General features: G+C 68.7%; 21 protein-coding genes. 9 read left to right on the top strand and 12 right to left on the bottom strand.

Features of this window, described 5'->3' with window-relative positions; all coding sequences use genetic code 11:
* Window positions 1–28: 28 nt before the first annotated feature.
* Window positions 29–1,366, bottom strand: coding sequence for an MATE family efflux transporter (locus ACV7NM_RS16375; protein WP_463410964.1), 1,338 nt, complete (start codon window positions 1,364–1,366; stop codon window positions 29–31).
* Between the two features lie 452 nt (window positions 1,367–1,818).
* Here ACV7NM_RS16375 and dnaB point away from each other — a divergent pair, with 452 nt between their 5' ends.
* Window positions 1,819–3,276 carry a replicative DNA helicase gene (gene dnaB, locus ACV7NM_RS16370; protein WP_463413960.1) on the top strand — a complete coding sequence of 486 codons (1,458 nt, stop codon included), beginning with the start codon at window positions 1,819–1,821 and terminating at the stop codon, window positions 3,274–3,276.
* 9 nt (window positions 3,277–3,285) lie between these two features.
* A complete protein-coding gene (locus tag ACV7NM_RS16365) occupies window positions 3,286–4,671 on the top strand; it encodes a serine hydrolase domain-containing protein (protein ID WP_463410963.1) in 1,386 nt (461 codons plus the stop codon).
* 64 nt (window positions 4,672–4,735) lie between these two features.
* Here ACV7NM_RS16365 and ACV7NM_RS16360 read toward each other — a convergent pair whose 3' ends face one another.
* From ACV7NM_RS16360 to ACV7NM_RS16350, 3 genes are read right to left on the bottom strand one after another with little or no spacing between them, the layout of a single operon-like run.
* Window positions 4,736–5,911, bottom strand: coding sequence for a winged helix DNA-binding domain-containing protein (locus ACV7NM_RS16360; RefSeq protein WP_463410962.1), 1,176 nt, complete (start codon window positions 5,909–5,911; stop codon window positions 4,736–4,738).
* Between the two features lie 54 nt (window positions 5,912–5,965).
* Window positions 5,966–6,427: an N-acetyltransferase family protein gene (locus tag ACV7NM_RS16355; protein ID WP_463410961.1), complete on the bottom strand. Its 462-nt coding sequence runs from the start codon at window positions 6,425–6,427 to the stop codon at window positions 5,966–5,968.
* A gap of 15 nt (window positions 6,428–6,442) precedes the next feature.
* Entirely contained in the window at window positions 6,443–7,330 is an 888-nt protein-coding gene (locus ACV7NM_RS16350) for a GNAT family N-acetyltransferase (protein WP_463410960.1), read from the bottom strand.
* 124 nt (window positions 7,331–7,454) lie between these two features.
* Here ACV7NM_RS16350 and ACV7NM_RS16345 point away from each other — a divergent pair, with 124 nt between their 5' ends.
* Window positions 7,455–8,105: an HAD family hydrolase gene (locus ACV7NM_RS16345; RefSeq protein WP_463410959.1), complete on the top strand. Its 651-nt coding sequence runs from the start codon at window positions 7,455–7,457 to the stop codon at window positions 8,103–8,105.
* A gap of 139 nt (window positions 8,106–8,244) precedes the next feature.
* Window positions 8,245–9,432 (top strand): globin domain-containing protein, encoded by a 1,188-nt coding sequence (locus ACV7NM_RS16340; RefSeq protein ID WP_463410958.1) that lies wholly within the window; start codon window positions 8,245–8,247, stop codon window positions 9,430–9,432.
* A gap of 33 nt (window positions 9,433–9,465) precedes the next feature.
* Here ACV7NM_RS16340 and ACV7NM_RS16335 read toward each other — a convergent pair whose 3' ends face one another.
* The 4 genes from ACV7NM_RS16335 to ACV7NM_RS16320 all read right to left on the bottom strand — a co-directional run bounded on the left by ACV7NM_RS16335 (window position 9,466) and on the right by ACV7NM_RS16320 (window position 12,710).
* Window positions 9,466–9,945 (bottom strand): NUDIX domain-containing protein, encoded by a 480-nt coding sequence (locus tag ACV7NM_RS16335; protein ID WP_463410957.1) that lies wholly within the window; start codon window positions 9,943–9,945, stop codon window positions 9,466–9,468.
* Window positions 9,946–10,049: 104 nt separating this feature from the next.
* Complete coding sequence (locus ACV7NM_RS16330; RefSeq protein ID WP_463410956.1) at window positions 10,050–10,955, bottom strand: LysR family transcriptional regulator; 906 nt, start codon at window positions 10,953–10,955, stop codon at window positions 10,050–10,052.
* A gap of 176 nt (window positions 10,956–11,131) precedes the next feature.
* Window positions 11,132–12,289, bottom strand: coding sequence for a cystathionine gamma-lyase (locus ACV7NM_RS16325; protein ID WP_463410955.1), 1,158 nt, complete (start codon window positions 12,287–12,289; stop codon window positions 11,132–11,134).
* Window positions 12,290–12,326: 37 nt separating this feature from the next.
* Window positions 12,327–12,710, bottom strand: a complete 384-nt coding sequence (locus ACV7NM_RS16320; RefSeq protein WP_463410954.1) for a phage holin family protein — start codon at window positions 12,708–12,710, stop codon at window positions 12,327–12,329.
* 87 nt (window positions 12,711–12,797) lie between these two features.
* On the opposite strand from ACV7NM_RS16320, the gene ACV7NM_RS16315 reads away from it, so the two are divergent.
* The 4 genes from ACV7NM_RS16315 to ACV7NM_RS16300 all read left to right on the top strand — a co-directional run bounded on the left by ACV7NM_RS16315 (window position 12,798) and on the right by ACV7NM_RS16300 (window position 15,047).
* A complete protein-coding gene (locus ACV7NM_RS16315) occupies window positions 12,798–13,115 on the top strand; it encodes a cupin domain-containing protein (protein ID WP_463410953.1) in 318 nt (105 codons plus the stop codon).
* A 125-nt stretch (window positions 13,116–13,240) separates the two neighbouring features.
* On the top strand, window positions 13,241–13,468 hold the full coding sequence (locus tag ACV7NM_RS16310) for a DUF5326 family protein (protein WP_206308614.1): 228 nt from the start codon (window positions 13,241–13,243) through the stop codon (window positions 13,466–13,468).
* 283 nt (window positions 13,469–13,751) lie between these two features.
* The gene (locus ACV7NM_RS16305) at window positions 13,752–14,489 is read left to right on the top strand and encodes an IclR family transcriptional regulator (RefSeq protein ID WP_463413959.1); all 738 of its coding nucleotides are present in this window, start codon (window positions 13,752–13,754) and stop codon (window positions 14,487–14,489) included.
* Window positions 14,490–14,588: 99 nt separating this feature from the next.
* Window positions 14,589–15,047 (top strand): SsgA family sporulation/cell division regulator, encoded by a 459-nt coding sequence (locus tag ACV7NM_RS16300; RefSeq protein WP_463410952.1) that lies wholly within the window; start codon window positions 14,589–14,591, stop codon window positions 15,045–15,047.
* Window positions 15,048–15,102: 55 nt separating this feature from the next.
* Here ACV7NM_RS16300 and ACV7NM_RS16295 read toward each other — a convergent pair whose 3' ends face one another.
* Entirely contained in the window at window positions 15,103–16,515 is a 1,413-nt protein-coding gene (locus ACV7NM_RS16295; RefSeq protein WP_463410951.1) for a YibE/F family protein, read from the bottom strand.
* Between the two features lie 213 nt (window positions 16,516–16,728).
* Here ACV7NM_RS16295 and thiC point away from each other — a divergent pair, with 213 nt between their 5' ends.
* Window positions 16,729–18,516 carry a phosphomethylpyrimidine synthase ThiC gene (gene thiC, locus ACV7NM_RS16290; RefSeq protein WP_463410950.1) on the top strand — a complete coding sequence of 596 codons (1,788 nt, stop codon included), beginning with the start codon at window positions 16,729–16,731 and terminating at the stop codon, window positions 18,514–18,516.
* An 81-nt stretch (window positions 18,517–18,597) separates the two neighbouring features.
* Here the strand turns inward: thiC and ACV7NM_RS16285 are convergent, their stop codons facing one another.
* The 3 genes from ACV7NM_RS16285 to ACV7NM_RS16275 all read right to left on the bottom strand — a co-directional run bounded on the left by ACV7NM_RS16285 (window position 18,598) and on the right by ACV7NM_RS16275 (window position 22,127).
* Complete coding sequence (locus tag ACV7NM_RS16285) at window positions 18,598–19,413, bottom strand: hypothetical protein (protein ID WP_463410949.1); 816 nt, start codon at window positions 19,411–19,413, stop codon at window positions 18,598–18,600.
* 148 nt (window positions 19,414–19,561) lie between these two features.
* Window positions 19,562–20,764: a metallophosphoesterase gene (locus tag ACV7NM_RS16280; protein ID WP_463410948.1), complete on the bottom strand. Its 1,203-nt coding sequence runs from the start codon at window positions 20,762–20,764 to the stop codon at window positions 19,562–19,564.
* A gap of 247 nt (window positions 20,765–21,011) precedes the next feature.
* Window positions 21,012–22,127, bottom strand: coding sequence for a LacI family DNA-binding transcriptional regulator (locus ACV7NM_RS16275; protein ID WP_463410947.1), 1,116 nt, complete (start codon window positions 22,125–22,127; stop codon window positions 21,012–21,014).
* Window positions 22,128–22,444: the final 317 nt, after the last annotated feature.

Raw genomic sequence — 22,444 nt, 5'->3', positions numbered from 1 at the left:
GTGTTTCACGTGAAACACGGTGGCAGGTTCACCGGGTCGCGCCGGCCACCAGCCACCGCCCTGAGCGGGCGCGCAGCTGGAGGGTTGCCATGCGGACCACCATCATCAGGGTCATGGCCCACCAGAGGGCGGTCAGGCCGCCTCCAAGAGTCGGCAGGAGCAGCGCTGCCGGGGCGAAGACGGCGAGCGTCAGCAGCATCGCCCAGGCGAGGTAGCGGCCGTCGCCCGCGCCCATCAGGACTCCGTCGAGAACGAAAACGATGCCGCAGAGCGGCTGGGAGACGGCGAGGACCAGCATGGCGGGCAGCAGGGTGTCTTCCACCACGGGATCGCTGGTGAAGAGCGGCACGAACACGGGCCGGGCCAGGACGACGAGCAGTCCCAGCACGAGACCGGCGATGGTCCCCCACAGCACCATTCGGCGACACAGGGCCTTGGCTCCTTCCGTGTCCCCGGCGCCCAGGTAGCGGCCGATGATGGCCTGCCCGGCGATGGCGATCGCGTCCAGTGCGAACGCCAGCAGTGCCCACAGCGAGAGCAGGATCTGGTGAGCGGCGATGTCCGCGTCGCCCAAGCGGGTGGCTACGGCGGTCGCGATCATCAAAATCGCGCGCAGGGACAGTGTGCGCACCAGCAGCGGCGCGCCGGCCTGCGCGCAGGCGCGGATACCTGCCGTGTGGGGCCGCAGTGTGGCGCCGTGGCGACGGGCGCCGCGGGTGACCACGGCCAGGTAGACGGCCGCCATGGCGCATTGGGCGGTGACGGTGCCCCACGCCGATCCGGCGATGCCGAGCCCGGCGCCGTAGACGAGCGCGAGGTTGAGGACTCCGTTGAGGGTGAAACCGCCGATGGCGACGTAGAGCGGGGTGCGAGTGTCTTGGAGGCCGCGGATCACACCGGTGGCGGCCAGCACCATGAGCATGGCCGGGATGCCCAGAGCCGAGATCCTCAGGTAGGTGACCGCGTACGGGGCGACGGTGTCGGAGGCCCCGAAGAGGGAGATCAGCCAGGGAGCGGCGGGGAGGACGACGGCTATGACGGCGGCGCCGAGTAGCAGTGCCAGCCAGATCCCGTCCATGCCCTGGCGGATGGCAGCCTGAAGGTCACCCGCGCCGACCCGTCGGGAGACGGCCGCGGTGGTGGCGTAGGCGAGGAAGACGAAGACGCTGACCGCGGTGGTGAGCAAGGCGGCCGCGACGCCGAGGCCGGCCAACTGAGGGGTGCCGAGGTGCCCGACGATGGCGCTGTCGGCCATCACGAAGAGCGGTTCGGCTACCAGTGCGCCAAAGGCCGGGAGGGCGAGCGCGAGGATCTCGCGGTCGTGTCGTCGCGGGCCCGCTTCGGGCGCTGTGGAGGCCACTTTCACAAGCCCCGTCCAATCTTCCACAGGTAATAGATACAAGCTATCAGTGATCCTTACCTGACCGCAGACTTGGGACTTCTCCGCACCCCTTTGGAGGCGATCTTGAGACAGTGGCCAAGATTTTTCTACGCCCTCGTTGGGGAGAGGCAAAAGTGCAGGTCAGTGGGGTAGCCGGAGCGGCCAGGTGATTTTGTCCACAGCGTCGTCCCCCGGTCCGTGCACAGCTTCGGGGGACTTACCCACAGCATTGGCGCCGTCATCCACATCTCATCCACACAGCCTGTGGATAACAAGATTGGCTGACGTCGTCCGCGGGCCTACCGTTGTGCGTTGCCCCGGTGCGCCGACAGCCGATTCGGGGTCCCCGAATGTCAGAGCCGTGCCCTAGAAAGAGTGGCACGGCGAGGTCCGCGTTGCGGACGGGAGGAGGCGGCCCGGTGAGTATGCCCGAGCCCATGGACGACCCCTGGGCCGACAGCGGTCCGGGTGACCGTCTGCCTGCCCGTTCGCGCCGGAGCGGTGACGGTCGCGGCCGCGGTGAGGAAGACCGAGGACGCGATGGCGGCTCCTGGGACGGCGGGGGAGGTGGGTTCGAGCGGGTCCCGCCCCAGGACCTCGACGCCGAGCAGTCCGTCCTCGGCGGCATGCTGCTGTCCAAGGACGCCATCGCCGACGTGGTCGAGGTCATCAAGGGGCACGACTTCTACCGGCCCTCACACGAGACGATCTACCAGGCCATCCTCGACCTGTACGCCAAGGGCGAGCCCGCCGACCCGATCACCGTCGGAGCCGAGCTGACCCGGCGCGGTGAGATCAGCAAGGTGGGTGGCGCCGCCTACCTGCACACCCTGGTGCAGTCGGTGCCGACGGCGGCAAACGCCGAGTACTACGCGGAGATCGTCCACGAGAGGGCCGTCCTGCGTCGCCTCGTCGCCGCGGGTACGAAGATCACGCAGATGGGATACGCGGCCGACGGCGATGTCGATGAGATCGTCAACAGCGCCCAGGCGGAGATCTACGCGGTCACCGAGCAGCGGACGTCGGAGGACTACCTGCCGCTGGGCGACATCATGGAGGGCGCCCTCGACGAGATCGAGGCGATCGGCTCGCGCAGCGGCCAGATGTCCGGGGTGCCCACGGGCTTCACCGACCTCGACTCCCTGACCAACGGCCTGCACCCGGGACAGATGATCGTCATCGCGGCCCGCCCCGCCATGGGCAAGTCGACGCTAGCCCTGGACTTCGCCCGTGCGTGCTCCATCAAGAGCAATCTGCCCAGCGTCATCTTCTCCCTCGAAATGGGCCGCAACGAGATCGCGATGCGCCTGCTCTCGGCGGAAGCGAGGGTCGCGCTGCACCACATGCGCTCCGGCACCATGACGGACGACGACTGGACCCGGCTGGCCCGCCGCATGCCCGATGTCTCCGCCGCCCCTCTGTACATCGACGACTCACCCAATCTGTCGATGATGGAGATCCGCGCCAAGTGCCGCCGGCTCAAGCAGCGCAACGACCTCTCCCTGGTCGTCATCGACTACCTCCAGCTGATGCAATCGGGTGGGTCACGCCGTCCCGAAAGCCGCCAGCAGGAGGTCTCGGACATGTCCCGAAACCTCAAGCTGTTGGCGAAGGAACTGGAGGTCCCGGTGATCGCGCTGTCCCAGCTGAACCGTGGACCCGAGCAGCGTACGGACAAGAAGCCGATGGTCTCCGACCTGCGTGAGTCGGGCTCGATCGAGCAGGACGCGGACATGGTGATCCTGCTGCATCGCGAGGACGCGTACGAGAAGGAGTCGCCCCGCGCGGGCGAGGCCGACCTCATCGTCGCCAAGCACCGTAACGGTCCGACGGCGACGATCACCGTGGCCTTCCAGGGCCATTATTCGAGGTTCGTGGACATGGCCAACACGTAGCATCCGATCATGGCTGCCGTATCTGAGGACCACCACCTGCTCCCATCCACCCGTCGCGCTCTGCGGCACCGGATCGCCGTGGCGCAGAGCGAGGGGCGTGCGCCGTCCGTCGTCGCCGCCGTCGTCCGTGCGGGAGAGGCGGTCTGGGAAGGGTCCCGGACGTCCGTCGAAGGGCACGGCCCGGACGGAAACGTCCAGTACCGCATCGGCTCGATCACCAAGACGTTCACCGCCGTACTTGTGATGCGGTTGCGGGACGAGGGGCTGCTGGACCTCGGCGACCGGCTGGAGAGGCACCTGCCGGGCACGGCGGCCGGTGCGGTGACCGTCCGCCAGCTCCTGGCCCACACCGGCGGGCTGGCTGCCGAGACGCCGGGCGAGTGGTGGGAGCGGAGCCCGGCCGGGCTGCGGCCGGCGCTGGACGACGTGCTGGGGCACGAGCCGTTCCGCTTCGAGCCGGGCCTTCGACACCACTACTCCAACCCCGGCTACACCCTGCTCGGTTCGCTCGTGGAGGCGCTTCGCGGCAAGCCGTGGGAAGAGGTGCTTCAGGCAGAGGTCCTGGAGCCCCTGGGGTTGGAACGTACGACGGTGGCTCCTCGGGCCCCGCACGCCGGTGGTTGGGCGGTGCATCCCTGGGCGGACGTGATGATGCCGGAGCCTGCCGAGGACCTGGGGATCATGGCCGCGGCCGGGCAACTGTGGTCGACAACCGAGGATCTGGGACGATTCGCGGCGTTCCTCGTACGAGGTGACTCCCGCGTGCTCAGCGCGGACTCCCTGCGGGAGATGCGGACACCGGCCGTGGCCCCCGAACCCGGCGCCACCGCGAACGGCTACGGACTCGGGCTGCAAGTGCTGGATCACGGTGGGCGGGCGCTCGCCGGGCACGGCGGGTCACTGCCCGGGTTCGTCGCGGGACTGTGGCTGAGCGAGGCGGACGACGTGGCGGCGGTGGTGCTGGCGAACTGCACGTCGGGACTGCCCGCCACCGCGGTCGCCTTGGACCTGCTCGGGATCGTGGCGGAAGCCGAGCCGCGCATCCCCGAGCCGTGGCGGCCCTTCCTCGGTTCGGACCCGGTGGCACTCGAACTGTGCGGCCCCTGGTACTGGGGCACGGCGGCCCAGGTGGTGCGGTTGACATCGGACGGGCTGCTGGAGCTGGGACCGATGGGTCAGACGGGTCGTGCGGCCCGGTTCCGGGCCGGGCGGGACGGCACGTGGACCGGCCTGAACGGTTATTACGCGGGCGAGACGTTGCGCGCGGTCCGACGGGCGGACGGCTCCGTGAGCCACCTGGACCTCGGTTCGTTCGTCTTCACACGTGAGCCGTATGACGCCGGGGCACCGGTTCCCGGGGGCGTGGACCCCGGGGGGTGGCGCGGCATCGGGTAGCACGGTGATCGGGCGCCAGGGCGCGGTCGCGGGCCGACTCGCGCAGGGGCCCGGCGTCCGCTCCTCAGGAGACCAGCTCGCGCTCCAGCGGAGTGCGGAAGCGCGGGGTGATCCGCGCGTCCCCGATCCACTCGGCGAGGCGGGCGGCTTCGGCGGTCACGGCCCGCTCGGCTGCACGCTCCACGCTGCCCAGTAGCCGCCAGACGATCCGGCCGTCGGCGCGCTGCGCCCAGCCGCCGACGATCTCGCCGTTCCACCACACGGTGGGGCCGATGTTGCCGGCGTAGTCGAAGAGAGCGGTCCGGTACGTCGGGTACAGGTGGAAGCCCCGGTCGGCCCAACCCATCGCGCTGGGGTCCAGCGCGGGAAGCAGCGCGGCCCATGGCTCCGGGGCGGGCTCGGAAAGGGTGTCACCGGGGCTGACGAGAGCGGTCATGCCGTCTTCGAGGCGCACCTGTTCCGCGCCGGTGGCGGCCAGCGCCTTGCGCGCTTCGGTCAGGGTCCAGCCGGTCCACCACTTGAAGTCGACCTCCGTGGCCGGACCGTACGCGCGCAGCCACCGGCGGGCGATCTCGGCGCGCGCCTCGGCGACGGCCACGGCCGGCCAGGGCTCGGTGTGGACCCAGCGGTACTGACTGGACGTCCACGCCCCGCGCGGGCGGTCGCGCCGAATCCGCCCGTCGGCTGCCAGGAGGCGGATGACGCGGGTCGCGACACCGGTCTGCGCCTCGTACTTCTTGCCCCGGCCCACGGTGATCTTCCGACGTAGGGCGGGTACGGCGGCGGACAACTGACTGCCGGTGGAGGGACCCAGGGTGTCGAGCGCGTCGAGTGCGGCCTGCTCAGCTCCGGCCAGCCAGGCGGCGTCGAGGCCTTGGCCGTCCTCTTCCAGGTGCTTGAGGAGGCTTCGGCGTTCCTTGATCGCGATGGCTCGGGCCGTGGAGGAGTCCACGTAGGGCGCGAGTTCGGTGGAGACGGCGAACAGGGTGTTGCGCATGCTCAACAACCGGACCAGGCTCACGTCCTCGTAAAGGGCCCGCTCGACCGTGGTCGGGTCGCTCGCGGTGAGCCGCGCACGGAGTGAGAGGAACACGGTTGCCGCGTCCGTGGCGTGCAGGGCGACGACGGCATCCGCCGCCTGGGGGACGCCGGCCGCGCGCGCCGAAGGGGCCAAGCCGTGGCGGTGGCCGAGCCGGTGGCGGCGTTCGGCTCGCGTGATCAGAGGGAGGGTGAGGCTCACCCTCCCGATCGTAGGCCGGGCCGCGGACAGCGGCCCGGCCGTCGGTGAGCTTGGTCAGAGCGCGCGTTTGAAGCCGACGTGGGAGGCGGTGAAGCCGAGCCGTTCGTAGAAACGGTGCGCGTCGGTTCGTGTGACGTCCGAAGTGAGCTGGACCAGCACGCAGTTCTCCCGGCGGGACTGTTCGACCGCCCATTCGATGAATCGGGTGCCCAGGCCGCTGCCGCGTTCGTCCGCGTGGACCCGAACTCCTTCGATGACGGAGCGGGTGGCTCCCCTGCGGGAGAGGCCGGCGATGATGGTGAGCTGGAGGGTTCCCACCACCCGCTCACCCCGGACGGCCACCATCACGTGCTGATGGGGATCGGTCGCCAGACGCCTGAAAGCCTCGACGTAGGGAGTGAGGTCGTCCGGGGATTCGCGGGTCGCTCCGAGCGGATCGTCGGCGAGCATGGAGACGATCTCGGGCAGATCGGCCTCGGTGGCGGGGCGGATGGTCGGTTCGGTGTCGTAGGCCATGGCGGGTTTCCTTTCTCAGCCTGCGGCGACGGTGACCGGAGCCCAGCGGCGGGTCCAGTCGCCCGGGAGACAGGAGAGGTTCCTGGTCATCACGGCGTTGAAGGCCAAGGAGCTCAGACCACGGCCCTTGAGCCATGCGCGGAACTCTTCGTGGCGCACGTCGACATCGGTGCGCAGCGGTCGTTCGGTGGTGGCGGCGAGGGCCGTGACCAGCGCTTGGGCGGTGACAGTGTCCCGGGCGACCAGAGGGCCGATGACATGCGTTTCCATGTTGGGCCAGATGGCGGCGTAGCCGACGAGCTCGCCGGAATTGTCCTCGGCGACGAACAACCTGTCCGCGAAGGCGGGCAGCCGCGTGATCACATGGGTGCGGTCGCTACCGAATACCTCCGTGTCCAAGCGGACGATTCGGACGAGATCGCCGGCGGTGGCGCGCCTGACGGACGCGGCTCCGGGGGGAGACGGTGTGGAATCCGGTTGGAAGCTTCCGCACAGCATCTCCGCGCTGCCGACTGTGTCGAAGCCGAGTTCCTCGTAGAGCGCTCGTCCGTAGGGCGTGGCGTGAAGCGTCAGCGGGGCCCCTTTGAGGACGTCGTCGCAGATGTAGGTCATGAGGCGACGCCCCAGGCCCTGCCGGGCGTACCGGTCGGCGACGAGGACCATTCCGATCGCGGCGAGCTCCGGATCGGCATGTGCCGGGCCGTAGCGGGTGACGACACACACCGCGGCGAGGCCACTGCCGTCGGGAGCGTCGATGCCGTAACCGTCGCCGGCGGCCAGGAGGAGTCCCCACTTGTGATCCTCGCGGGGCCAGCCGCGATCCTGGGACAGGTCGGCGCAGTGGCGGAGATCTTTCAGGGCCAGCGAGCGGATCGGTAGGTCGGTGAGATCTGGTGCGGTCACCGGTTCAGCCTGGATCATGGCACGGAGGCCGTCCAGGGGATTTGACAGACCCGCCGCCGGACCCGTCATGTTTCACGTGAAACACGCTGTTTCACGTGAAACATGACGGCTAGCCTCGACGACCATGACGCGTCTGCACCTCTTCGATCTCGACGGCACCCTGATGTACGGCTCGGCGGCACCGGTCGAGATCTCCCGCCAACTCGGTGTCGGTCACGAGATCACCGAGCTGGAACGGGCCTTCGCGGCCAGGGAGATCGGCCCGCGGGAGTTCTCCTTGGCGGCGCACGCGTTGTGGTCGGACCTGACCGCCGCCCACGTCAGGGCGGCGTTCGACGGTGCCCCGTGGCTGGAGGGCATCCGAGAGGTGTGGCGAGAGATCAAGGAACGCGGTGATCTCTGCGCCGTGATCTCGCTGTCCCCCTCGTTCTTCGTCGAACTGCTCCTGGAATGGGGAGCGGACGCGGCGCATGGCTCGGTCTACCCCGCGGTGCCGTTCGCCGGGCCGCTGGACGTGACCGGAATCCTCACACCCGAGGGGAAGGTCGAGGTCGCGGACCGTCTGTGCGCACGGTTCGGACTGAGTCGCACCGACTGCGTCGCGTACGGGGACTCCCTGACCGATTCGGTGCTCTTCGAGGCGGTGCCGACATCGGTGGCGGTCAACGCACGGGCATATCTCGCGGAGCGGGCCACCTACGTCTACGAGGGCAGGGACCTCCGGGAGGCGTACCGGCTCCTCGGGACGGCACGCCCGGAACTCGCCGCATCTTAGGGGGAAGGTGGAAAACGAGCGCCAAGTTTCCGTATTCCCCCGCGGGGCACACGGTCCGCTGGCACGCTGTAAAGCCCGGAACCACGGATTCGACCGTGGTGTGTGCAGACCGACCCAGATGCTCTAAGCGAGGCACCGCATGGACGCTCCGCCCACCAGAACGGCGAGACGGGGGACGGACCGGATACCCCCCGGCGCCGGGGCGACCGAGCCTTCCCCCGATGCCGTACTCATCCGCAAGACGCTCGCGGAGGTCGCGCCCATCTCCGACAAGGTCACTTCGTACTTCTACGCCTTGATCTTCACGCGGCATCCCGAGATGCGGGACATGTTCCCCGTGGCCATGGACGTCCAGCGCGACCGACTGCTGAAGGCGCTCCTCACAGCAGCCGAACACATCGACGATCCTGAGGTGCTCACTCCTTATCTGCGCCGGCTCGGCACCGGGCACCGCAAGTACGGCACCATGGCCGGCCACTACCCGGTGGTGGGCGAGGCACTGATGGGGGCACTGGCCCGGTACGCGGAACTGACGTGGGGGCCGGAAGCCGAGGCGGCGTGGGTGCGGGCGTACACCACGATCTCCCAGATCATGATCGACGCGGCGGCCGAAGACGAGACCAAGGCGCCGGCGTGGTGGCACGCGGAGGTGGTCGCCCACGATCTGCGGACCCCCGACATCGCGGTGTTGACCGTGCGCCCGGACCGGCCGTACGCCTTCCTGGCGGGCCAGTACACCAGCCTGGAAACCCCATGGTGGCCAAGGGTCTGGCGGCACTACTCCTTCGCCTCCGCCCCGCGGGCCGACGGGTTGCTGTCCTTCCACGTCAAGGCCGTTCCGGCCGGTTGGGTCTCCAACGCCCTGGTCCGGCACGCGCGGCCGGGAGATGTCCTACGTCTGGGCCCGCCGGCCGGCTCCATGGTGGTGGACCACAGCACGGACAACGGAATGCTCTGTCTCGGCGGCGGGACGGGCATCGCCCCGATCAAAGCGTTGATCGAAGACGTGGCCGAACACGGTGAGCGGCGCCGGATGGAAGTCTTCTTCGGGGCGCGCAGTGATGACGACCTGTACGACAAGGACACGCTGCTCGGGCTTCAGCGCTCGCACCCTTGGTTGTCGGTGCGTCCGGTCGTGGGGGAAGGACTTGCGGGGCAGCTGCCCCAGGCAGTCGGTGTGAACGGGCCGTGGAGCTCGTACGACGCCTTCATCTCGGGTCCGCCCGCGATGATCCGCAGCGGTGTGGACGCGCTCAAGCGGATCGGGATTCCGGGGGAGCGCATCCGCTACGACTCGGTCGAGGAGTTGGTGGGCGTCGCCGGCTGACGCCGGCGAGCGCCCGTCGGCTCCTCGTGTGGATCAGCCGAGGTCCGGGGCGTGCATCGCCCGCACACCTTCGATGTTTCCGTCTAGGTAGTGGCGCAGGGACAGTGGGACGAGGTGGACGGCCGCGATACCCACCCGGCTGAACGGCACGCGGACGATCTCGTACTCGCCCTCGGGCTCGTCGATCTCGGGGCCGTGTCGTTGGTCGGTATCCATCGATTCGAGGCGGCAGACGAAGAAGTGCTGCACCTTGACGCCGGTCACCCCGCCATCGGCGATGTGCTCGACGGTGTCCACGAAGCAGGGCACCACATCGATGATCTTGGCGCCGAGTTCTTCGTGTACCTCCCGGTGCAGGGCGTCGACCACGGTCGCGTCCGTGGGCTCCACTCCCCCGCCGGGAGTGAGCCAGTACGGATCGACGCAGGGCTTGGTGCGCTTGATGAGGATCAGGTCGTCACCGTCGAGCAGGATCGCGCGGGCGGTGCGTTTGACCACGGGACGTTCGGTCATGGGTGAAGAGTGGCCCACTCTTCCGCTTCTGAAACGCGTGCCCGCGAAACGCGCGGTCCCAGACCGTGCGCCGCGCGATGACGGCGACTCCGGGATGCGGCGGATCACCAGTCCGCGGCGGCGCGCAGCAGCCGATCGTGGGCCCGCGCGAGGTGGGCGAGCGCAAGACTGCCGGTCCGTACGACGACGAACCAGGTACGCAGGGGTGGCACCACGGGCTCAAGCAGGGAGACGATCTGGCCGCGGTCCAGGGCGTCCTGGCAGAGGTAGCGAGGCAGGACGGCCAGACCCGCTCCGGCCCGGACGCACTCGCGTACGGCCCTGAGGTCGGGCACGACGACCGTGGCGGCGGCTTCCGGCGGTGCGTCGAAGACGGCGGCCCAGTAGCGCGTGACGAGTGGGAGGCTCTCGTGCACCTCCACGACCGGGATCCCGTCGAGAGCCGCCGGGCTGCCGGGGCCTTTGTCGCGCAGCAGGTCCGGATCGACGAGGGCGGCCCAGTAGGGAGCGGCGACGAGGACCTGTTCCTCGTCGCACAGGGGAGTCGCGCTGACCGGTCCGCCCCGCGGCCGGCCGGTGGTGACCACGAGGTCGTGCTGCCCGGCGGACAGGCCGTCCAGAACCTCCTCGGCGTCGGTCCTGAGAGCGGTGCGCAGGGTCTGGCCCTGGCCGACCAGAGGGGCCAGGGCGGGCAGCACGCGCTGGCACACGAACTCGGGGGGTCCGGCGATGTGCAACGTGCGTAACGCGCCGGCGGCCTCCCGCTCGGTCTCGGCGATGCGCAACAGCGCGTCGAGGTGGGGAGCGGCCTTGTGGGCGAGTTCGTCACCGATGGCGGTGGGCGTCACCCCCCGGGCCCGGCGGTGGAAGAGCGGCCGGCCCAGTTGTCGTTCGAGGGTGCGGATCTGCGAGGTGACGGCGGGCTGGGACAGCCCGAGGAGTGCGGCGGCCCGGGTGAACGAGCCGGCCCGGTGCACCGCGACGAAGGTACGCAGCAGGGCCAGGTCCATGGCGGCCCCTCTCGTTGGGGGCCTTCAACTATAAATATGCCGATAGGCCCCTGTCGCTACCGTGATTGGACTCTGACGCAGAGTCAACTAGCCTTGTCAACGTGGTTCTTCGCCGAAGGAACCCGAGGGCGGTCCGAGCCAAGAGGGGGGAGGCTCGGACCGCCTGCTTCGTCCGGTCAGCCGTCCCGGCCCGCGGAATCAAGGGCCCGCAGGACGTCCGCGACCAAGTCGTCGGTGTCTTCGGCGCCCGCCGAGAAGCGGATGAAGCCGTCCGGCACGGCGTCCCCGCCCCACCGTCCACGCCGTTCGGCGGTGGACCGTACCCCACCGAAACTCGTGGCGTCCTCCACCAGGCGCAGGGCGCTCATGAAGCGTTCCGCGTGCGGCCGGTCCGCCAGGGTGAACGAGACCACCGATCCGAAGCCGCTCATCTGCATGGCGGCCGTCTTGTGCGACGGGTCAGAGGGGAGCCCCGGGTAACGCAGCCCGGCGACATCGGCGCGTTCGCGCAGCGCCTCCGCGACGGCCAGTGCGTTGGTCCACTGGCGCTGCGCCCGTAGCTGGATGGTGGCGAGCGAGCGGTGGGCCAGCCAGGCTTCCATCGGACCGGGGATCGCGCCGACGATCTTGCGCCAACGGCGGACACCGGCGGCCAGCTCCGGATCGCGGCAGGCGACGTAGCCGATCAGAAGGTCACCGTGACCGGTGAGCCCCTTGGTACCGCTGGCGACGGAGAAGTCCGCGCCGAGTTCCAGCGGGCGCTGCCCGAGGGGTGTGGCGAGCGTGTTGTCGACGGCGACCAGGGTGGAGCCGGCGTGCGCGGCCGCGACGAGGCGCCGTATGTCGCAGACGTCGAGGCCGGGGTTCGAGGGCGTCTCGATCCACAGCAGCCGGGCCGCGTCGAGTTCCGCGAGTTGGACGTCGTTGCCGGTCGGCGCGGTGCGCACGTGGATCCCGTACGCCTCCAGCTGCTCCCCGAGCAGCGGCAGCGCTTGGTAACCGTCGGAGGGGAGCGTGACGGTGTCGCCCGCTCGGGTCTGCGACAGGAGGACCGCGGAGACGGCGGCCATCCCGGAAGCGAAGACGACGGTCTCCACGTCGTCCTGTCCGGGTGCCTCCAACTCGCTGATGGCCCGTTCGAGCAGAGTCCACGTCGGATTGTTGTCGCGGGCGTAGGCGTACGGCCCCTCGACGTCGCCGGGGAGGTGGAAGTGGGCGGCGAAGACGGGCCCCGGCAGTGGGGGCTCGTTCTTCACGGGATCGGGCAGCCCGGCGCGGACGGCCCGGGTCCCGTCACCGTACCGGTCCACCGATGAGGCGTGGTGATCGTTCACGGGGTGGGCTCCTTCAACGCACTCGTACGGGTCCCGCTCAGTTCTTGTCGGGCAGGGCGAGGTTCACGGCCCACGAGACGACGGAAATGATCAGACCGCCGATGAGCGCGGCCCAGAACCCCTCGACGTGGAAGCTGAGATCGAACTGCTTGGCCAGCCAAGAGGTCAGCATCAGCATGAGGGCGTTCACCACGAGGGTGAACAGACCCAGAGTGAGGATGAAGAGCGGGAGGGAGAGCAGCTTCACCACGGGCTTGACGATCAGGTTGACCAGGCCGAAGACCAGGGCGACCAGGACCAGGGTGAGGACCCGCTTGCCGGTGCTGTTCCCGTCCTCGTCGAGCGTGATGCCCGCGACCAGCCAGATGGCCACGGCCAGGGCCGCCGCGTTGGCGAGCGTCTTGACTACGAAATTCGTCATGGGTCCGATCGTTGCAGAGAAGATGTTGGTGGGACATCGTCAGATCAGCGGATTCGACGACGCGGCGGAGTAAGGGGTAGGACGAGGATGAAAGCCTTCCGGCTGGACGAGCTCGAAGCGGAACGGGCTGCCAACGACGGTGCGTACCTGCAGTTCCTGAGAGAGCGGAACATGTCGGTCGGGCTCTACGCGCTCGACGCCGGGCAGACCGACCCCCAGCAACCGCATGGCCAGGACGAGGTGTATTTCGTCGTGAGCGGCCGGGCGTCGGTCACGGTCGGGGAGGAGACGACGACGGTGGCGAACGGGAGCGTCGTCTATGTCCCGGCCGGTGTGCCGCACAGGTTCCACCACATCACCGAGCCGCTGAAGGTGATGGTGGTGTTCTCCCCGCCCGAGGGCTGAGGGTCAGGCCCCTGATCCCCCTAAGGGTCGGATCAGGGGGTTCCGAGGGCTCGCGGGCCCCCGGACGAGAACGCGGCCTCCTAGCATCGAAGCAGGAAGTCACGGACGAGGAAGAGGTTGTGGACATGGACGGGATCCGAGCGATGTTCGAGGGCATGCCCTGGTGGGTCAAGTGGGTCGCCGTTCCGCTGCTCGCACTGTTCGTCTTCGGGGGTGTCATCACCAGCATCCTCGGGACGCTGATCGCCTTCGTCTTCAAGCTGCTGCTCTTCGTGGCCCTGGTGGGCGGACTGATCTTCGTGGTGAAGAAGTTCACTCGAGGTGGATCGAAGTCCTCCGCCGGTGAGTGGTAGGACACGCCGAAGGCGGTACCCGCATTAACCCAGGCGAGGGAACGTGAGGTACGAAACCTCCCACGTCGTCAGAACCGGCCGATAGAGTGCCAATCTGGGCCGTCCCTGGGTACCCATAGCGGTATCACCGTTCTGACCTGCGGTTATCTTCATCAGCTTGTCGAGCGCGACCCCCAGGCACGGCATACGCGGGGGTGGCCCCCGCAGGGCGGGCCGCTCCTGAGCTCGCCGTCACGCCTGGGGGTGAGCCTTGTCCGCAGTCCACAACGCCGGTGTGCCGACGCTGATCGCTTCCGTGCAGCGGGCGCTGAGACTGCTCGAAGCGGTCGGTTCCCACAGCGAGGGGGCCCCGGCGAAACAACTGGCGCGGGAAGCCGGCCTCCCGCTGCCCACCGCCTACCACTTGCTGCGGACCCTGACCCACGAGGGCTACCTGCGCCGCCAAGGCGGGGTCTTCGTCCTCGGCGACGCGGCTTGGCGTCTGGCCCGCGGTGGGCTCCAGCAGAAACGTCGCAGCATGATCGTCGACTCTCTCGCGCACTTTCGCGACGTGGTCGGTGCCCCCGTCTACTTCGCCGTCTACCGCGAGGGTGAAATCGAGGTGGTGGGCGTATCCGATACTCCGGCCGCTCCCGCATGTGAGGAGTGGGCCGATTTCCGCGAGACCGGTCACGCGCACGCGATCGGGCAGTGCCTGCTCGGGCAACTCGACGAGAAGGCGCGGAAGGACCACTACGACCGGCATCCGGTTGGCGCGGTAACCCCTTACACAGTGCGGAACGAGCGTGCTCTGGAGCAACGTCTCGCCTCCATGCAGCGCATGGACGTGGTTACGGAGCGTCAGGAATATGTACTGGGCACGGTGTGCGCCGCCATCCCCATTACGGCGGGAGATACCGTCGCAACCATGGCGATTTCGTTCCCTTTGCACCAAGAAGACCGATTGCGCTATGCAGTTGAGCGACTACGTAGTGAAGTAGGCGCGCTGTTGAGCACCCTCTCGTTCTCTATCAGTATCTGAAATCTCACTCCTTGTGATCTGCTAGCGCTTCCACCACTCTTGTCAAGAGGGCCCATGGGGGGACCATTCCTGGCCACTTCCACAACATCGGGGTAGTCAATGCGCGAGTCGGTACAGGCAGAGGTCATGATGAGCTTTCTCGTCTCCGAGGAGCTCTCCTTCCGAATCCCGGTGGAACTCCGGTACGACGCTCACGACCCCTACGCGGTGCGACTGACCTTCCACCTGCCCGGAGACGCGCCCGTGACCTGGGCGTTCGGCCGCGAACTGCTCCTCGATGGCATCAACAAGCCCTGCGGCGACGGCGATGTGCACATCGCCCCGTCCCACCCCGACGAGCTGTCGGACGTCCACATCCGTCTGCAGGTGGGCGGCGAGCGGGCGCTGTTCCGCGCGGGAGCGGCGCCGCTGGTCGCTTTTCTCGACCGCACCGACCGGCTCGTTCCGCTCGGTCAGGAGCGCAACCTCGGGGACTTCGAGGGGACGCTCGACGAGGCACTCGACAGAATCCTCGCCGAAGCCCGGCAAAACGAGCAGAACGAGCAGAACGCCGGCTGACGGAAGTTCCCTCAGTCAAACGGCCTGCCCCCTCGGAATGATCGGTTCCGACGGATCAGCGCTTGCGTCGACGCCCTCGGCCACCGCGCGCGGGCCCTGCGGCCGGGGTGGTGTGAGGGTCCCCGGGGCGGTCGGCGGACACCACCAGCGCGGCCAGGGCGGTGGTCACCGGTACGGAGGCCACGAGCCCGATGGAGCCCACCAGCGTTCTGATGATCTCCTCGGCCACCAACTCGCTGTTGGCCACCGAACCCATGCTGCTGTTGGCGATGGAGAAGAGCAGCAGCAGGGGAAGCGCCGCACCCGCGTAGGCGAGCACCAGGGTGTTGACCACCGAGGCGATGTGGTCGCGTCCGATCCTGATGGCGGCCCGGTACAAGGCCCGTGACCCCATCGTGGGATCGGCTTGGTGGAGCTCCCAGACGGCGGAAGTCTGGGTGACCGTCACGTCATCAAGCACACCGAGCGATCCGATGATCACTCCTGCCAGCAGCAAACCGCTCAGGTCGATGTCCGGGTACAGGCCGTGGATCAGCCCCGTGTTGTCGTCGGTATTGCCGCTGAGGAAGGCCCACCCGATGAACAGCGAGCCCAACAACCCGATCAGCAACAGCGACACCAGCGTGCCGAGCACGGCGACCGAGGTACGTGCGGTCAGGCCGTGACACATGTAGAGCGCGATCAACATGATGGCGCTGGCCCCGACCACCGCCACGACCAGCGGGTTGGAGCCTTGGAGAATCGCCGGAAGGATGAACAGGGTCAGCACGCCGAAGCTGACGACCAGTGCCACAAGGGCGAACAGGCCGCGCATCCGACCGACCACGACGACCGCGATGGCGAAGATGCCCGCCAGCAGGGCCAACGGGAACTTCCGGTTCAGGTCGATGACCGAGTACTGGAGGTCGCGTGGAGCATCCGGCGCGTACGCCACCACCACCTCTTGGCCGTTCGCCAACTGTCGGGGAGCCCCAGGCTGGACGACCTCCACGAAGGTGCGTCCCTTGTCCGGGCCGGTGCCGACCTCGACGGTCGCCTTCTTGCAGGCACCGGTCTGTTCCGCCGTGGCCTCGCGCCCCGAGGGGGTCGAGGTGTCGCCGGTCGGTGGGACCTGGGAGGCGTTCACGGACTTGCAGTCCACCCTCGCCAACGCGACGACCTTGCCCTGTTGCGTCTGCCGGTCGAAACCGACGCCGGTCCGCTCGTGCGCGGGAGCTCCGCCCGGCCAAAGCACCACCATCCCGACGAAGACGGCGGTCGCGAAAGGGATCAGCACGGCGGCGATGACCTTGCGCAGGTGCAGGGAGACCGGCGCCGCCGGACCGTGGCCATGGCTGTGGGAATGCGCGTGCGCGGACCCGGCGTGACCGTTCGCGGACCCGTGGTGATCTTCGTGGGGCGCGTGCGCGTGGTCATTGTGACCAGGGGGCTCGGAGGGCTGGGTGGGAAGCTGCGGCGAGGACGTCACCGACCGATCATCGCAAGAGATGAGGGGGCCCACTGTTCAGCACGCCACAGATGACGCTAGCGTGGGGGCTACTTTGCACAACGCGGGAGCTCGGAGCACCGGGCTGAGAGGGCGCTGATCACCGTACGCACGCCGAAAGGGCGGGTACGGGAGGAGGCTGCGTCGACCGCCGAACCTGTTACCGGGTAATGCCGGCGTAGGGAGATAGGTCTCATGACCATTCAGGATGCACGCACGCCTGCCGTCGGCGAGGACGCCGACGGCCAGACCGGGCGCCAGCCCGGCTGGCACAAGGGATACGTGGCGGGGTCCCGCCCCGACATCCGGGTGCCGGTCCGCCAGGTCCACCTCACCAACGGCAAGGACGTGACGCTCTACGACACCTCCGGTCCGTACACCGACCCGCAGATCGAGACCGACGTCCGCCGGGGCCTTCCCCCGCTCCGGGAGAACTGGATCATCGGGCGGGGAGACACCGAGGAGTACTCGGGCCGTCCCGTGCGCCCCGAGGACGACGGCATCAAGCACACCTCGCCGCGCGGTGGCCTCAAGAACCTGGACGCGGTCTTCCCGGGCCGCCCGCGCCAGCCCCGTCGCGGCCGTGGCGGCACGGCGGTCACCCAGCTCGCGTACGCCCGCCGGGGCGAGATCACCCCGGAGATGGAGTACGTGGCGATCCGAGAGAACGTCTCTCCCGAGGTCGTCCGCGAAGAGATCGCCGCAGGTCGCGCCGTGCTGCCGGCCAACGTCAACCACCCGGAGATCGAGCCGATGATCATCGGCAAGCGGTTCCTGGTGAAGGTCAACGCCAACATCGGCAACTCCGCGGTCACCTCCTCCATCGAGGAGGAGGTCGACAAGATGACCTGGGCGACCAAGTGGGGCGCCGACACGGTCATGGACCTCTCCACCGGCCGCAACATCCACACGACGCGTGAGTGGGTGCTGCGCAACTCCCCGGTCCCGATCGGCACCGTGCCGCTCTACCAGGCGCTCGAAAAGGTCGACGGTCGCGCCGAAGAGCTGACCTGGGAGATCTACAAGGACACGGTCATCGAGCAGGCCGAACAGGGCGTCGACTACATGACGGTGCACGCCGGAGTGTTGCTGCCGTACGTGCCGCTGACCGCCCGGCGCAAGACCGGCATCGTCTCGCGCGGTGGTTCGATCATGGCCGCGTGGTGCCTCGCGCACCACAAGGAGAACTTCCTCTACACGAACTTCGAGGAGCTCTGCGAGATCCTCGCGACGTACGACGTCACCTACTCGTTGGGTGACGGCCTGCGTCCCGGTTCCATCGCGGACGCCAACGACGCCGCGCAGTTCGCGGAGTTGAAGACGTTGGGCGAGCTGAACACGATTGCCAAGCGGCACAACGTCCAGACGATGATCGAGGGACCGGGCCACGTCCCGATGCACAAGATCAAGGAGAACATCGACCTCCAGCAGGAGATCTGCGAGGAGGCGCCGTTCTACACCCTCGGCCCGCTGACCACCGACGTCGCGCCCGCGTACGACCACATCACCTCGGGCATCGGCGCCGCGATGATCGCCTGGTGGGGCACCGCGATGCTCTGCTACGTCACGCCCAAGGAGCACCTGGGCCTGCCCAACCGGGACGACGTGAAGACCGGTGTCATCACCTACAAGATCGCAGCGCACGCCGCGGACCTGGCGAAGGGCCATCCCGGAGCCCAGGAGTGGGACGACGCCCTGTCGGACGCCCGGTTCGAGTTCCGGTGGGAGGACCAGTTCAACCTGGCCCTCGACCCGGACACCGCCCGTGAGTTCCACGACGAGACCTTGCCTGCCGAGCCGGCCAAGACCGCGCACTTCTGCTCCATGTGTGGTCCGAAGTTCTGCTCGATGAAGATCTCCCAGGACATCCGTCGCGAACACGGTGGAGACCTCAAGGCCGAGGAGATCGAGGCCGGCATGGCGGAGAAGTCGGCGGAGTTCGCAGCCTCGGGCAACCGGGTCTACCTCCCTCTCGCCGACTGAGGGCAGTACCCGAACGGAACGGACCCGCGACCCATGGGGGGAGTCGCGGGTCCGTTCCACGCGGGTGTTTCACGTGAAACATCACTCCCGATCGGGCTCTGGGCCGCCGAAGTCGGGACTGGTGAAGTCCGGTGGGGCGTAGTCGGGAAGTGGGCTCTGGGAGGTGGCACCGGGGCTGGTGAAGTCCGGCCGGGTGTATCCCAGGTTGGGGATGCGTCCCGCGTGCGGTGTTCGAGGGGTGGGATACCCGGGACCGGCGCTCGGATCGGCCAGTGCGTCCCGGAGGAACGGCATGATGCCGCGTTCCAGCAGGGCATTGCGCCACGCTTCTCGGGCCCGCGAGAGCTCGTCGGGTACGGCCACCGCCTCCTCGGCCGCGACCTCGGTGGAGCTGTTGCGGACGGCGGTCACGAGCAACCCGATCACCGCGAAGAGCAGTGCGGCCACGGTGAGCCCGCCGAAGAGCCAGCCCGCCGTCAGCATCGTCCGGGCGAAGGCAGGCTCGGGATCGATCATCTTGAGGCTGTAGCCGACCAACAGGAAGATCAGCATGGCGGTACCGGCCAGGACCGGCGCCAGCACCGCGACCACGGCGCTCACGCCCACGCCGCCGCTCTGTCCGTCCCCGTCGCCCTCGCCCGCCGTGCCCGGGGCCGATAGATGTTCGACGCGCAGTTCCGCGCGGATTTTGACGTAGTGGTGGTACTCGGCCGCGGCCGCGGCCGTCAGCAAGGCGATGGCACTCATGGCCATGGTGCGCAATTGTTCGGCGTTCAGCCGTTCGCCTATGGAAGCGAGTTCCGGCCGTTCTTTCGCCGTGCGCAGCGCCTCGTCGAGGAGCCGATCGAACTCCGGTCGGTCTTCGGTGAGCAGGTGCGGAGCGCTGGTCATGTGCATCCCCCGATGCTCCGTACAAGCCGGTATGCCCGCGTAGATTCGGGCGCCGGCACAAACGGAGGAGAGCCTGCTACGGATAGAGCGATGGTAGAGCGCCCATGCCACGAGGTGACAGGGGCTTTCCGGAAATACCCCGCTCGGGGAACGCTCAGTCGCGCAAAGGGAGTTGGACGACCAGTAGCTTGCCGGCCATGGTGACGCCGCCGTCCATCGCGATGGCCAGACCGTCCGCGTACACGTGCGGGCCGTCCACCCTCTCCGGTCCGTGGGAGTTGTCGCCGTCCTCGGTGCCCACCTCGCCGAGCAGGTAGGGGATGGGGCTGTGGCCGTGCACGACGCGGCCGCCGCCGTAGGTCCCGAGGAGTTCTCGTACGGCCTGCGGGCCCGTTTCCTCGTCCCGGAAGGCGAACCGCTTGGTGAACTTGCGGAACAGGTCCCAGGTGATGTCGGCGTCGTTGCGGGTGAGCAGCTCGTGGATGGTGTCGTTGACGTCCTCGATGGAGTCGCCGTAGTCGAGGTACGCGGTGGTGTCCGAGTGCAGCAGCAGGTGTCCGTCCTCCAGAGTGGCGGCGTCGAGCCGCGACATCCACTGGAGGTGCACGTCCTGAAGGCGTTCCATGTCGGTGCGCTGACCGCCGTTGAGCAGCCAGGCGGCCTGGAAGGTCGCGGTTCCGGCTCCGGACACGACCGGGGTGTCGCCGAACCTCTTGGCGCCGATGAGCAACAGCTCGTGGTTGCCCATCAGGGCCTTGCAGTAGCCGCCGGCCGCGGCTGCCTCGGCGGACAGCCGCATGACGAGGTCGATGACGCCGATGCCATCGGGGCCCCGGTCGGTGAAGTCGCCGAGGAACCAGAGCCGGGCATTGCCGGCGGACCAGCGGCAGTCGGCATCGATCAGGTCCTGCGCCTGGAGTTCCGTGACGAGCTCGTCGAGGTATCCATGGACGTCTCCCACGACGTACAGGGGGCCGGGACCGGTGGGTGCCGGGTCCTGGGGCACGTAGTGGACCTGGACGGTGTCACCCGGACCCTCGGACGCTCCGCGGCCGATGACGGGCAGGTCGCGTTGCGTGGGCGTGTAGCCGTCTTCGGCTTCCTCGTCCTGCGGGGCCGCGGTCGCGGGCGTCACCTCCGGCCCGGTCGCGGGAGGCGGTGCGGCCTCGGGTGCGTAGGCGGGCGGCGGGGGCACGGGAGTGCCTTCCTCGTAGTACGCCGGGTACTCGCCGTAGACGGGAGCTTCGCCGGGCACGCCGACGGACGTGGTGTACGGCGCGGGTTCGGTGACGGGAACCCGGAAGTCCCGCAGCGTGTCCGTCCGCATCGCGGGTCCCTGACCGGCCCCCTGAGTCATCGACCCCTCCACCACCGTCGCACTGCCGTACACCTGCGGACCCTCTGGCCTCCGTGGCGGAGGGTCCGTGATGTCGTGCGCCCATCATAGGAATGCAGCTCGCGCTCTGTGACGCACCAGGGGTGGTGAATCCTGGCCGGAGCCGTTCCTTTCCACCCCTTTATCCCGATTTCGGTGATTGTTGACATCTCTGGCGGGGCCGTCAGCCCCGCCAGAGTGGCACCAAGTCCCCATCGTGCGCCGGTGATCAGTCCTGTGCGGGTGAGCGCGGCGGACTGACGGTCGTACGGGGCTGCCTGCGCTGGGAGGACGTACGGATGATGAGTTCGGTCGGGACCACCTGCTCGACGGGCCGGTCGGTGTCGACCCCTTCGATGGCGTCGATCAGGAGCTGGACCACGGCCGTGCCGATGCGGCGCGGCTTGAGGGAGAGCGTGGTGATGGGCGGTTCGGTGGCGGCGTAGACGGTCGATTCGCTGCAGCAGACGAGCAGCAGGTCCTCGGGGACGCGCAGGCCGTAGCGCCGGGCGGCGGCGAGCAGATCGGTGCCGTTCGGGTCGAAGAGCCCGTAGACGGCGTCGGGCCGGTCGGGGCGCGCGAGCAGCCGATCCGCGGCGACGGCGCCCGCACACGGGTCGTGGGCGGGGTAGGACTCGTAGACGGGGTCCTGCCCGACGCGCTCACACCAGCTGAGGTAGGCGGTGGTCGAGAGGCGGGTGTACGTGTCGGTCGTGGTGCCGGTGAGGAGTCCGATCCTGCGGGCTCCTGCGGCGGCGAGATGGTCGAGGAGGTTGAGGACGGCCGCCTCGTGGTCGTTGTCGACCCAGGCGGTGACGGGGAGGGAACCGGCCGGACGGCCGTCGGAAACCACCGGCAGGCCTTGGCGGACGAGCTCACTGACGACGGGGTCGTGGTCGGAGGGGTCGATGACGACGGTGCCGTCGAGGGCGACGTTGGACCACACGTCGTGGCGGGAGGTGGCGGGGAGGATGACCAGGGCGTAGCCGCGGGCGAGCGCGGCGGACGTGGCGGCCCGCGCCATCTCCGCGAAGTAGGCGAATTCAGTGAAGGTGAAAGGTTCATCCCCGTACGTCGTCACGGTCAGGCCGATGAGGCCGGACTTGCCGGTACGGAGGGTGCGTGCGGCGGCGGACGGTCGGTAGCCCAGCCGGTCGGCGACTTCGCGAACGTGGCGGCGGGTGGCGTCGGGCAGCCGTCCCTTGCCATTGAGCGCGTCGGAGACTGTCGTGATGGAGACGCCCGCCGCGGCGGCCACGTCCCTGATGCCGGCCCGGCCCTGTCGGCCGCCGACCCGCCGGGTGGTCTCGGTCCGGCTCACCTGATGCTTCCCTGCTGCTGTCATGGCGAGCCGATAGTAGGGCTCGATGGGGTGGTTGGCCCGGCTGCATATGCACTCGTTGACAGGCACGATTCTGCATGGTTCGCCACCCCCAATGACCTTGGAACAGAAGGTGATTTGCCGCCGAACGGCAGTGAGCCGCGAGTCGGCGGCGACGGGCCCGCCAAAACGGTGCGGTTCGGGGCGGTTCTCAACTCACCTGCACGAGGGACGCGCGCCACGGCGCAGGCCACCAGCGCGCGCATATATGCGTGCGCTCCCCCGGTGATCCTGGCGCCCGCCATTCTCTGATCGGCGTAATCCTCATAAGGTGAGCAGTA

This window comes from Streptomyces sp. Tek67B01, assembly GCF_055231995.1.
This window is presented reverse-complemented; position numbering and strand designations above follow the sequence as displayed.